Raw genomic sequence first — 13,073 nt, 5'->3', positions numbered from 1 at the left:
AAGGAAGAGAAAAGGAGGGGAAAAGGAGGCACATTATAATATATACGCGCGCATATGGATGCGCGAGAGAGAGAAAAAAGAAGAAGGATAAATTAAGGAAAGAGGAAGAAGGAGATACTTAAGATGACATGGGAGAGATTTTGACAAAACAGGAAGGAAGAGGCAGGGAGAGAAAAAGGGGATGTAAAATATTAGAAACAAGCGGAGAGAGACTCGTAGAGAAACAAGGCGATCATCGTAGAGAAACGGGACGATCTCCGTAGAGAAACGGGGCGTTTCTCGTAGAGGAAAAAACAAAAAGATAATTGATTGAAAACCAGATAATTACAAAACACGAGATTGTACACTTATTTTATTAAGAAACAAGAGGAAAGGGAGGAAAACAAAAGAAAATAGAAATGGAAAAATACACACAGATACTAAGCTAAGATTTATAGTATAGACAACACATATATAACACGCAAAATACCAATATCATACTGGTAATAATATACCTTTCTTATAGTCACAACATCCGGGTGTTGTGGTTTCTTTATCTTTGAGTTATTCTCATATCGAAGCTATCGCTTACATATATAAAGGCATATTGCTAAGGATAAGAGCATTGTACAAGTTGGATATTCTCTATAAAAACAGAAAGAATACAAGTTTTTTTGTAGAATCTCATTCACAAGCAATGTGCTTCTCTCATAATAATGGCTTAGTATGGACCGGCAAAGTTTATTTGACAGAATCGGATTGAAGAATATAAATGGATGACGAAAAAAAAGAAAAAGCCTTTCCTCTACGGTAAAACTATACAAAAGATAGAATAATACCGCTGGAAAGGTTTCTTTGAAAGAACTTACCTAATTACTTGTTGAACTAAAAATAAGTTCTCAGAATCTCTAATTAAAGTAATATAAGAATATAGCAATCCCCTCGAGCGCCTTCTTAGGCTGATCTTTAATCTCAATAACAAATTTGATTTCAGCTTTTGCCACACCGCGCAGATTGGTCAGAGAATGAAGGCTTGCCACCATACGAACACTCTGTCCGGGTAATACAGCCTGACCGAACTTCATCTTATCCATACCGTAATTTATCATCATCTTCAGGTTGTTCACTTCAATAATCTGGTTCCACATATAAGGAAGCAACGATAAAGTAAGATAACCATGAGCAATGGTACTATGATACGGGCTTTCTACTTTGGCACGCTCTGTATCGACATGAATCCACTGATGATCCAAAGTTGCATCGGCAAAAAGATTAATACGTTCCTGCGAAACTTCCAAATAATCCGAAACTCCGATTTGTTGACCTACTAACTTTTCAAATTCCTCATACGAATTGATAATAACCTTCTCCATATTTCTTATATTAAATTGATATTTTACAAAAAAACATTTTAGTACGTACTGTCACATACGTACTAAAATGCCACAAAGATATAATTTTTTTGGATTAAGCAGGAGTTTTTATATGACAGACGTTTCGTATGCACTGGTCAACATTTCATAATCGGCATCTGTATACTCTCCTTTTTCCCGCACTTTCTGTGCTTGCTTGATGAAAGTTTCAACTTGTGCCAAGAATGCCTGATAAGCTTTCATATCGTTTTCGTGTCCAGCTACGACAGGAAGTTTTCTGGCTGCCTCCAATTGCCCGGTAAGTTCGGCTATTTTCAGGTCAATACGTGCAGTTTCCATCACAACATGCTTACGGGCATACAAATTAATAATACTCTGCATCGTAGATGCCATTTTACGAACAGACATAATTTGCTCTTTCAACGGGCTGTCTGCCAGAAGCACCTGTTCAGCCTGTTCGGTAAAAGGACTCAGAATATCAAAAACATTCATTTTATACTCAGCCATCTCTATACTCAGCCGATAACTCGCTTCGAGAAGCTGGTTCGCCTTAGTATAATCCTTTGTTTTCAAATAAGACAAATAGGTATTGAAATTGGAATAGAACTGAGCTCTTGAACGAAACAGACCTGCATAATTCTGTTTCAGGTTCTGACGGGTTTCTTCGTTAAAGCAAGTACCTGGATTCATCAGCATCACAGTATCTTTCTCAGAAATGGCAGGAGGTGTAATGGGCGTAAGAGCGGGAGCTTTACCTTTCTGTTCCATATATCCCAGAACGGCATTTACGTCTTTCTCATTCACTACATCTTTCAATACACTAAGAGAAGTGTTGTAATACTTAACTACTTCCATTGCATCTTCTACATTTGCCGTACTCACAGAAGTAGTTGATTGACTCTTATTTCCTCCCGAACAAGAGGCCAGCAAAAAGGCACTGATCAGTGCTCCAAATAATAATAAATTCTTTCTCATAATTCTTTTCTTTAATAATTTTATAAACAAGATAAGCCAAAAGACAGGCGACATTGCACTAATAACAATATAAATGACGTTTTGCTTTCGGATATTTTATAAATTTAAAAAAGAAGCAGATATTTATCATATAAACAAAAAAAGGCTACGCATCACGCGCAGCCAATCCTTGTTAACCTTAAATCTAATACTTATGAAAAAAACACTGTACAAAGATACCGATTCTCAGGAAATCAGCAAATTTCAGAGCCTTTAAAGGCCATATTATAACATGGTTTAATGGTAAAGAGATCGCGTTAACACTTTAGACTTATTACGTTAACAATTAACATATACATTCACAATCCGGAGAGGTAACATATGGACATAAAAAAAGGCTATCTATCCCAGACAGCCAATCTTTGTTAACCTTAAATCTAATACTATGAAAAACACAATGCAAAGGTACGTATTTTCGGGAAACCTCCAAATATCCGGGCCATAACAGGGCGTATTATAACATGGTTTAATAGAATCGATCTGCCATTAACACATTCAGCGTATTCCGTTAACATTTAACAGATTTATAAACAAATGAGCAGATAAAAGAATGGCAGATGCAAAAGTCACTAATGAAAACGGAAATCGTATTAAACCAAGATATAGAAAAATAACCTTTTCTTATAGCTGATTGTTTTAAAACAGAAGAACCCACATAAACCATTCTATCATGAACAGATTTGAAAATAAAGTAGCCATCATTACCGGTGCAGCCAGCGGTATTGGAGAGGCAACCACCCGTCGTATCGTATCCGAAGGAGGGAAAGTAATAATCGCTGATTATTCTAAAGAAAAGGCTGACAAGTTGGCTGCCGAACTAACCCAGTCCGGAGCAGATGTGCGTGCCACTTATTTCTCGGCAACCGTACTTCAAAGCAGTAAAGAACTGGCAGAATTTGCCATGAAAGAATATGGACAGGTAGATGTACTGGTAAATAATGTGGGCGGAACCGATCCCAAACGAGATGGCAATATCGAGAAACTGGACATAGACTATTTTGACGAAGCATTTCATCTTAATCTATCCTGTACAATGTATCTTTCACAACTCATTATACCTATAATGAAGGCACACGGTGGAGGTAATATTGTTAATGTGGCTTCCATCAGCGGAATTACTGCTGATGCAAGCGGTACACTTTATGGCGCAAGTAAAGCCGGGGTAATTAACTTGACCAGATACATCGCCACACAAGTAGGCAAAAAGAACATCCGTTGCAACGCCGTAGCTCCCGGACTTGTACTCACTCCTGCCGCTTTAAACAACATGAATGAAGATGTACGTAATATTTTCTTAGGACAGTGCGCTACTCCTTATCTGGGAGAACCGCAGGACATCGCAGCTACTATTGCCTTTCTGGCCTCGGAAGATGCACGATACATCACCGGACAAACCATAGTAGCAGATGGAGGACTGACCATACATAACCCGACAGTAGAATTGGCATAACCTCCTTCAACATATCATATACTATATTTTTCTTAAAACTAACCACTTAGCCTGTTTAAACTTTCCTCTTAAAAGCTCTCTTCAGCTTATCCCAAGGAAATTTTAAACAGGCTTTTAAAATTTATTTTCTTTTTCCTTTTGATGTTACCGATAGGAAACATACCTTTGTGACCAAGTAGTAACAACAATAGAATAATGGAAAAAGAAGTAATTAAAAACAGGCAAACCACAGAAATGAATCTTATCAAAGCCGTTGACGAACTTATCGAAGAAAACGGATTCGAAGGATTGGGCATAAATGCTGTAGCGGCTAAAGCCGGAGTTTCAAAAATGCTAATCTATCGCTATTTCAATTCATTGGATGGATTAATAGCAGCTTACATCCAGCAACATGATTATTGGATAAACTTCGACGAACAACTGCCGGACGAAGAGCACATAGGCGAGTTTATCAAAGAAATATTCAAAAGACAAATTGCTATGTTAAGACAAAGCTACACACTCCGAAGGTTATACCGATGGGAATTGACATCCAACAATATTTTTATAAAAGAACTACGGGAAAAGAGGGAAGCAAAGGGAGTATGGCTGGTGGATGCTGTCAGCAAACTATCTAAACATCCTCAGAAAGAAACCGCAGCGATGGCAAGTATTCTCACTGCTGCAATCAGCTATCTTAGTTTGCTGGAAGAAAACTGTCCGGTTTTTAACGGGATTAACATTCAGACCGAGGACGGCTGGAAAGAATTGGAAGAAGGCATTAATATACTGATAGATATTTGGTTAGAAAAACGATAAAAAAGAAAATGAACAAGATGACAATAATAGGAATCTACATTTTGGCCCTGTTATCGGGTGGATGCAACAAAGATCTGGTGGAGTATCACAGTAACGACATCAGGATATCAATTGAAAAAGGAGATGAATGGTTACATAATTTCCCACTGTTTTTAGGCATCAACAAAAAGAACCCGCCACAAATTGCAATATGGACAGAAGATACAGAAGGACATTATCTCTCTACAATCTATGTTACATACAAAATAGCTACACAAACCTGGCAGGCGGCAGGAGGAAACCGAAGAAAAGAAGCACTTCCGCACTGGTGTTATTCCAGAGGTATAAAGTATGAAGACGGATTATACCTGCCAACAAAGAAATCACCTTTGACAGATGCTGTCACCGGAGCAACTCCTAAAGGAAGTTTTGATATAAAACTAACCCCAACGGGAAAAATAAAGAAATTCATTGTAAAAGTAGAAATAAATCACTCAACCGATTGGAATGATGCCTATCCAAAATCGGCTCAGCAAGGAGATTCCAACTACTCAGGGGGAAAAGAAGGAAGTGGGCAACCGGCACTGGTCTACGCAGCGGAAGTGAATCTGACGTCAGGAGAAAAAGAGTTTCAGTTAAACCTCATTGGACATAGTAGTCCGGACGGAAGCGACGGAGACATTACAACGGACATCTCCTCAATAACAACCGCACTGAACATTGTAAAAAGCATAACTATAAACCTGAAATAATGAAACGATTTATCCTCCCGCTACTTGTATTATTTAGCTCAACGATAACTGTTCTGGGACAAACCGATACAAAAAAGATTTCCTATACTACCAATTTGGGGACAGGACTTCCGATGAGTTCTCCGGCCCATACACCATTCATATGGGAGGTTATGGGACATTATCACCTTAATCAACGATTTGCAATAGGTGTCGGTACAGGGCTTTCAGTGTACGAAAGAGTACTTATACCCCTTTATGCAAACATGCAATTCTTCGTCACCAAACCCCAAAAGCTGACCCCATATCTTACATGTAATGCCGGCGGCGCATTTGCTCCTGGCAAAGAAGCCAATGGAGGTCTATACTTCTCTCCTTCCGTCGGAATACAACTGAAGATACCACATAAACTGAAAGTAAATTTGGCTATAGGATACGAATTGCAGAATCTGAAACGGGTTAAAAAAGACTCGAACAAATATTTCACAACGGAGTTTGAAGAACAATTATCCCACAATTCAATAACCTTCAAAATAGGATTGACGCTATGAAAGAAAAAAGAGCTGACTATCTATTCATGATAGAACAGGCCACCAAAGCACCTTCGGGACATAATACACAGCCATGGTTGTTTCGCATCTGCGAAGATAGCATTGAAATACATCCGGATAATCGGAAAACATTGCATGTGGTAGACAGAAACCGAAGAGAAATGTTTGTTTCACTGGGGTGTGCCACGGAAAATCTATGTATAGCAGCCGGAAGTATAGGATATGCCAGCAAGGTACATGTTTCGGAAGAAGGAATCATCTCCATAGAACTTCATTCCGTGGACAATCAGAAAAAAACATTACTCTCCGGACAAATAACCAGAAGGCAAACCAACCGAAGTATATATAATGGAAAACAAATTCCGGAAAAGGTAATCAGAGAATTACTTACCCTTGAAAGAGAGGAATACATCGGGATATACTGCTGGCAGAAACAAAGTATAGAATTCAATAAAATACGGGATTACGTACTGGTAGGAAATAAAATACAAATGAGTGACAGTCGTTTCAAAAACGAACTGAAAAGTTGGATGCGGTTTAACAAGAGGGATGAGCAACAAACCCTGGACGGATTGAGTTATGCTGTATTCGGAGCCCCTAACCTCCCCAGATGGCTATCACGTCTCATAATGGGAACATGCCTGACACCCGGGATGCAAAACAAAAGTGATGAAAAGAAAGTAAACTCCTCCTCTCATGTTGTACTTTTCACTGTTGAAAATGATTCTATTCCGGAGTGGATTCAACTTGGACGCACACTGGAACACTTCTTACTAAAAACGACGGAAGCAGGCATTGCCACCGCCTTCATTAATCAACCTTGCGAATTGAAAGTACTGGCGGAGCAAATGCAATGTGAGGTAATTCACCAAACAGGAAAAGAAAAAAGAATCCCGGTAGTATTGTTGCGTATGGGATATGCCAAAGCAATGCCCTACTCTCCCAGAAAAGAGAGAAATGAAGTAATTATATCTGAGTAGAGTAGCGTTTCTTCTCAACAAATACTAACTTTATAGTGTTTTCTTAAAAAAGACCTACAGATGATGATTCATACCATACTCGATACGGACCTCTACAAGTTTACCACTTCGTATGCTTATATAAAGTTGTTTCCCTATGCAATAGGGACTTTCAGTTTCAAAGACAGAGATGAAACCGTATACACAGAAGCATTTCTGAGTAAACTGAAAGCAGAAGTGGCCAACCTGGCTAAAGTGACATTGGCTGATAAAGAACTGGAATATATGACCCGTAACTGCAGATTCCTACCACCGGTATACTGGGAATGGCTCTCTTCTTTCCGGTTCCAACCGGAGAAAATAGACATCCATCTGGATAAAGAACATCACCTGAATATCGAAATAACGGATTACCTCTATAAATCGACACTTTACGAAGTACCCTTGCTCGCCATTGTTTCAGAAATAAAAAACCAGATACAGGGAAACGTAGCCAACACGGAAGAGATAATCTGCAAACTATCCGAAAAGGTGGTACTCTCAAATGAACATCAGTTGTCATTCTCTGAATTTGGTACACGAAGGCGGTTTTCTTTTGATGTGCAGGACAGAGTGATAAGCTATTTAAAAAAGTCTGCACACTACTGCACAGGCACATCAAACTGCTACTTTGCTATGAAGTATGAGATGAAGATGATGGGAACGCATCCACACGAATGGTTCATGTTTCATGGAGCGCAATTCGGTTACAAACATGCCAATTACATAGCACTGGAAAACTGGGTAAATGTGTATGACGGCGATCTGGGTATCGCACTGTCCGACACTTATACTTCTGACATCTTCCTGACTAATCTCAGCCGCAAACAAGCAAAACTATTTGACGGTGTACGATGCGATTCGGGAAATGAATTAGAATTCATCGATAAACTGACTGCACGCTACAAAGAACTTGGTATCGATTCAACCACTAAAACAATTGTATTCAGCAATGCACTCGACTTTGGCAAAGCACTGGAAATACAGGAATATTGTCGTGGAAAAATAAGATGCGCCTTCGGTATAGGTACCAATCTGACGAATGATACCGGATTTAAACCTTCCAACATTGTAATGAAACTGACGCAGTGTAAAATGAACATCAATCAGGAATGGCGCGAATGCGTAAAACTGTCTGATGATATAGGAAAACATATCGGTAGCCCAGAAGAAGTGCGGGCATGTTTATACGATTTACGACTGGGATAACCGATACTCCTGTGGAGCCATTCCAACGCTTAAATAACAAGTATAAATAAGAAAAATCTATGTAGATACAGACTTTTCGGGTAAATCCTTAAAAGAGTTGCCTGATCTTCTCCCGCTCTCCGACAAACCATACCAGATCACCTAACAGAAAAGTAGCATCCTTATCCAGAGGAACCAGCGCACCATTCCGCTCAATTGCTACAACAATGCTATCATACTTTTCACCCAAGCGGGATTGGACAATGCTTTTATCCAGGAAATGAAAAGCCTCATTTACTGTGAAAGAGTGCAGATTCATCTCTTGGTGCATCTCTTCTGTATCCGGTACTCCTTGCGGGCTTTCTATTTCGTCACGAAACTTTTGTAGTTGCCCGTCCGTACCAACCACTGCCAGTTTATCCTGTGGATAAATCCGTTCAGAACTTTTTGGGATGTATATCTTAAGATCACCACGGACAATAGCTACTACATTCACACCAAATTCCTGCCGGAACGAAAGCTCACCCAGTGATTTGCCTATATAACGCGAATAAGGAGATACAACAACAGAGGTAAGTTCAATGTCTTTATTATTGAATTCACTGTTGAAGCTCGTTTTCAACGGATGATGTTTTTTGGCAACCTCTTCCCGCAGATTAAGATTGGTTAGAAAATGAGTTTCCAGGCGCGAATATTGAGTAAGATCTTCCCGAAGGATAAGAATCAAAGCCACCACAGCTACAGCAATAACCACTCCTATCCCAATATTCAGATGAAAATAACTGATGACCACAGCTGAAATAAAGAAAATAGCAACAGAAACCCGGAACAGTACTAAAGCAACAAGACGACCGTGATTGTAGTTCTCATCTTCCCACAGTTTCAGAAATATTGCAGAAGAATTGTACTTATTGGAGATAAGCGCCCACAAAAAAGGAGTCATGAGTAAAAGAGTAACCAGACACATCGCTAAATTGACCCATATCGTCACAGGAGTAAACAGTTCACTGACAGCAGGATATAGCGTTTTTACAGACAATAGCCAGATAGCAGTAAGCAATACACTATAAATAATGACTCTGCCAACAATGTTTTTTAATAGTTTCTTCCAATCACTATCGTGATTCACAGTCTTTTTACCGGAAGCATAACGAGCTAACATTTCCTGAACTTTGGGCGGTAATACCTTATAAAGCCATTCAGCAAAAGGATTTGCCAGACGAATAAAATAGGGAGTAGTGAAAGTTGTAATAACAGATACAGCCACAATAATCGGAGAAATAAACGGATCAAGTACTTTGAGAGAAACACCCAAGCCGGCAATGATAAAAGCGAATTCTCCGATTTGTGCCAAACTGAACCCGGATTTGATGGAAATATTCAGTGACTCCCCCGACAAAAGAACACCCAATGAAGAGAATATGGCTTTACCGATAATGGTGACCAGTGTAATAATAATAACCGGCCAGGCATATTCAACCAATACAGCCGGATTGACCAACATACCGACAGACACAAAGAAGATTGCTCCAAAGAGGTCTTTCACCGGTTGTATAATATGCTCAATATGTTCCGCCTCAATCGTTTCAGCTAAAATAGAACCCATAATAAACGCACCTAAAGCTGCCGAGAATCCGGTATAAGTAGCCAGCACTACCATTCCTAAACAAAGGCCGAGAGAAACAATCAGAAGTGTTTCGTTATTCATCAGCTTCTTTGCTTTTTTCAGGAAAGCCGGAAGGATAAAAATACCGATAAGGAACCACAGTATCAGGAAAAAAACAACCTTAAGCACACTTACCAACAACTCTTCACCCACAAAATCTTTGCTTACTGCCATCGTAGAAAGCAGAACCATCATCAGAATAGCAATCAGATCCTCCACAACCAGTGTACCGAATACAATACCTGTGAACCGCTGGCTACGCAACCCTAAATCATCGAAAGCCTTGATAATAATAGTAGTGGATGACATAGACAGCATTCCACCCAGAAAAATAGAATTCATAGTACCCCATCCCAGCAGATATCCCACCATATAACCTATCAGCAACATACTGATAACTTCGGTAGTTGCCGTGATAAAAGCTGTTGAACCCACATTGATAAGTTTCTTGAAACTAAACTCCAGACCGAGAGCAAAAAGCAGAAACACAACTCCTATTTCGGCCCAGATATTAATATTTGCTATATCCCCTACAGTAGGGAAAATATGGACATAAGGACCAGCCAGTAATCCGGCAACAATATAGCCTAAAACTAAAGGTTGCTTTAACCATTTAAACAATAAAGTTATAATACTTGCGGATATCAATATCAGTGCAAGGTCGGCAATCAAAGTTGGTAAATGGGACATGAAATGTATTTTTATAAGTTTTTATTTTGCATAAGGTCACGTACCTCATTTAAAACAACAAAAAAAGAGGGCATTGTGTTTCAACTGTCAGGCTTTTACACCTGCTTTTTTATTCAGACTGCACAAAAAGTAAACTTTCGTGCAAAAAAGATTCGTCCTATTCAATAATTCTCTATATTTGCGCCCGATTTGGTTCGGAATCCGTGGTCAACGGATGAAGATTAAAAGGGAATCGGGTGTAACTCCCGGACAGTCCCGCTGCTGTGAAGCTCTGTACAACATCTTATAAATTAACCAGATTCGCGCCACTGACGGAGGTAAAAAATCCATCGGGAAGGCCTGTAAGATGAGAGTCAGTCAGAAGACCTGCCAGTCAAAATTTATACTTTCTCACCTCGTGGGTTAGGAAAGAAAGTATCACCGTTTAGCCCCAAATCTTAGAAATACTGTGTTTTCACCGGGTGGAGTGTGTCCACAGGGTGGAAAAGCACTAATACGTATATGCATTTAATTGAGAAATGAATATGATAAAAAGAATCTTAGTTGCCAATCGCGGAGAAATAGCCGTGAGAGTAATGCGCTCCTGTCGGGAAATGGAAATAGCAAGTATCGCTGTTTTCTCAGAAGCAGACCGCACCGCAAAGCATGTGCTCTATGCCGATGAAGCTTATTGCATCGGTCCGGCCGCATCAAAAGAGAGTTATCTGAATATAGAAAAGATCCTTGAAGTGGCGAAGATGTGCCATGCAGATGCCATACATCCGGGATATGGCTTCTTATCGGAAAATGCCACATTCGCCCGCCGTTGCCAGGAAGAAGGGATCATCTTTATCGGTCCGAATCCGGAAACGATGGAGGCAATGGGAGATAAAATTGCTGCCCGTATCAAAATGATTGAAGCGGGCGTTCCGGTAGTTCCAGGTACGCAGGAAAACCTGAAAAGCGTGGAAGAAGCCGTAGAACTGTGCAACCAAATAGGCTATCCGGTAATGCTGAAAGCTTCTATGGGCGGTGGCGGAAAAGGGATGCGACTGATCCACAATGCCAACGAAGTAGAAGAAGCTTACACTACAGCCAAAAGCGAATCGCTCTCCTCATTTGGAGACGACACCGTATATCTGGAAAAGTTCGTTGAGGAACCACATCATATTGAATTTCAGATTCTGGGTGATAAACACGGCAATGTAATTCATCTATGTGAACGTGAATGCTCTGTACAACGCCGTAACCAGAAAATCGTAGAAGAAAGTCCTTCGGTATTTGTAACCCCCGAATTACGCAAAGATATGGGCGAAAAGGCAGTAGCTGCCGCCAAAGCCGTCAACTATATCGGTGCGGGAACAATTGAGTTTCTGGTAGACAAACACCGTAACTACTACTTTCTGGAAATGAATACCCGCTTGCAGGTAGAACATCCGATTACAGAGGAAGTTGTGGGAGTAGACCTGGTAAAAGAGCAAATCAAAGTAGCAGATAACCAGGTGTTGAAGTTAAAACAAGAAGATATCAAACAACGCGGACACGCTATTGAATGTCGTATCTGCGCAGAAGACACCGAAATGAACTTCATGCCCAGTCCGGGAGTGATCAAACAGATTACTGAACCAAACGGCATCGGTGTACGCATTGATAGCTACGTATACGAAGGATATGAGATCCCTATCTACTATGATCCGATGATTGGTAAACTGATTGTATGGGCTACCACCCGCGAATACGCCATTGAGCGCATGCGCCGGGTACTCCACGAATACAAACTGACAGGAGTGAAAAACAACATCAGTTACCTGCGTTGTATCATGGATACTGCCGACTTTGTAGAAGGGCATTATGACACCGGTTTTATTGCAAAGAATGGCGAAGCACTGCAAAAGTGTATCACCCACACCAGCGAACGTTCTGAAAAGATTGCCATGATTGCCGCCTATATGGATTATCTGATGAATCTTGAAGAAAATAGCGGATCGGCTACCGATAACCGTCCGATCAGTAAGTGGAAAGAATTCGGACTACATAAAGGGGTATTAAGAATATAATAATGTGCCAATTGGCTGCGCTGTATTGCCGAAAAACATTGCTACATTGGCATATTAGCATATTGGCACATTGACATATTTATTGGCACATTATTTAAATGATTAATTATGGAAATTCATATAGGAAACCGTGTGGCCGAGATAGAATTGGTCAGCAAGGAAGATAATAAAGTGGTACTTACCATAGACGGACAGACGTTTGAAGCAGATGTAGTAATGGCAGAAAACGGAACCTGTAACATCCTGATGGATGGACACAGCTCCAACGCACAGCTGATTCGCGGTGAGAACGGAAAGAGTTATAAGGTAAATACACACTATAACAGTTACAATGTAGAAATTGTAGACAGTCAGGCAAAATACCTGCGCATGCGCAAAAAGGGAGATGAAGAACAGAACGACCGCATCACCTCTCCAATGCCGGGCAAGGTTGTGAAAATTCCCGTTAGTGTGGGCCAGGAAGTAAAAGCCGGAGACACCGCCATTGTCATTGAAGCAATGAAAATGCAAAGTAACTACAAAGTAACTTCGGACTGTCGCATTAAAGAAATACTGGTGCAGGAAGGTGATAGTATCACTGGTGACCAGACATTAATAACCCTTGAAGCCATAGAGTAAAA

11 protein-coding genes and 1 riboswitch are annotated in these 13,073 nt (G+C 40.2%); of the genes, 8 read left to right on the top strand and 3 right to left on the bottom strand.

Annotation, left to right across the window (positions count from 1 at the left end; translation table 11 throughout):
* Positions 1-887: 887 nt before the first annotated feature.
* Positions 888-1,352 (bottom strand): MaoC family dehydratase, encoded by a 465-nt coding sequence (locus ACESQI_RS22185; protein ID WP_002562392.1) that lies wholly within the window; start codon positions 1,350-1,352, stop codon positions 888-890.
* 108 nt (positions 1,353-1,460) lie between these two features.
* A complete protein-coding gene (locus ACESQI_RS22180; protein WP_237977453.1) occupies positions 1,461-2,327 on the bottom strand; it encodes a hypothetical protein in 867 nt (288 codons plus the stop codon).
* Between the two features lie 709 nt (positions 2,328-3,036).
* On the opposite strand from ACESQI_RS22180, the gene ACESQI_RS22175 reads away from it, so the two are divergent.
* From ACESQI_RS22175 to pncB, 6 genes are all read left to right on the top strand, one after another.
* Positions 3,037-3,816, top strand: a complete 780-nt coding sequence (locus ACESQI_RS22175; protein ID WP_195661338.1) for an SDR family NAD(P)-dependent oxidoreductase — start codon at positions 3,037-3,039, stop codon at positions 3,814-3,816.
* Between the two features lie 195 nt (positions 3,817-4,011).
* Positions 4,012-4,614: a TetR/AcrR family transcriptional regulator gene (locus tag ACESQI_RS22170; RefSeq protein ID WP_007487133.1), complete on the top strand. Its 603-nt coding sequence runs from the start codon at positions 4,012-4,014 to the stop codon at positions 4,612-4,614.
* Positions 4,615-4,622: 8 nt separating this feature from the next.
* Positions 4,623-5,345, top strand: coding sequence for a hypothetical protein (locus ACESQI_RS22165; protein WP_373127172.1), 723 nt, complete (start codon positions 4,623-4,625; stop codon positions 5,343-5,345).
* Positions 5,345-5,875 carry a hypothetical protein gene (locus ACESQI_RS22160; RefSeq protein WP_373127170.1) on the top strand — a complete coding sequence of 177 codons (531 nt, stop codon included), beginning with the start codon at positions 5,345-5,347 and terminating at the stop codon, positions 5,873-5,875. Before ACESQI_RS22165 ends, ACESQI_RS22160 begins: the two co-directional genes overlap by 1 nt.
* Positions 5,872-6,855 (top strand): nitroreductase, encoded by a 984-nt coding sequence (locus ACESQI_RS22155; protein WP_373127168.1) that lies wholly within the window; start codon positions 5,872-5,874, stop codon positions 6,853-6,855. Before ACESQI_RS22160 ends, ACESQI_RS22155 begins: the two co-directional genes overlap by 4 nt.
* A 60-nt stretch (positions 6,856-6,915) precedes the next feature.
* Positions 6,916-8,082 carry a nicotinate phosphoribosyltransferase gene (gene pncB, locus ACESQI_RS22150; RefSeq protein ID WP_256143852.1) on the top strand — a complete coding sequence of 389 codons (1,167 nt, stop codon included), beginning with the start codon at positions 6,916-6,918 and terminating at the stop codon, positions 8,080-8,082.
* 88 nt (positions 8,083-8,170) lie between these two features.
* On the opposite strand, the gene ACESQI_RS22145 is transcribed toward pncB, so the two are convergent.
* Positions 8,171-10,417: a cation:proton antiporter gene (locus ACESQI_RS22145; protein WP_320969857.1), complete on the bottom strand. Its 2,247-nt coding sequence runs from the start codon at positions 10,415-10,417 to the stop codon at positions 8,171-8,173.
* 173 nt (positions 10,418-10,590) lie between these two features.
* Positions 10,591-10,806: riboswitch (cobalamin riboswitch) on the top strand.
* A gap of 135 nt (positions 10,807-10,941) precedes the next feature.
* On the opposite strand from ACESQI_RS22145, the gene accC reads away from it, so the two are divergent.
* Both accC and ACESQI_RS22135 read left to right on the top strand, forming a co-directional pair.
* Positions 10,942-12,453, top strand: coding sequence for an acetyl-CoA carboxylase biotin carboxylase subunit (accC, locus tag ACESQI_RS22140; RefSeq protein ID WP_002562399.1), 1,512 nt, complete (start codon positions 10,942-10,944; stop codon positions 12,451-12,453).
* Positions 12,454-12,561: 108 nt separating this feature from the next.
* Positions 12,562-13,071, top strand: coding sequence for an acetyl-CoA carboxylase biotin carboxyl carrier protein subunit (locus ACESQI_RS22135; protein ID WP_289293056.1), 510 nt, complete (start codon positions 12,562-12,564; stop codon positions 13,069-13,071).
* Positions 13,072-13,073: the final 2 nt, after the last annotated feature.

The sequence above is a fragment of the Bacteroides sp. HPS0048 genome (assembly GCF_964240755.1).
Classification (GTDB): Bacteria; Bacteroidota; Bacteroidia; order Bacteroidales; family Bacteroidaceae; genus Bacteroides; species Bacteroides nordii.
Note: the sequence above shows the minus strand (reverse complement) of the source record. Positions and strands in the feature narration are given on the sequence as shown.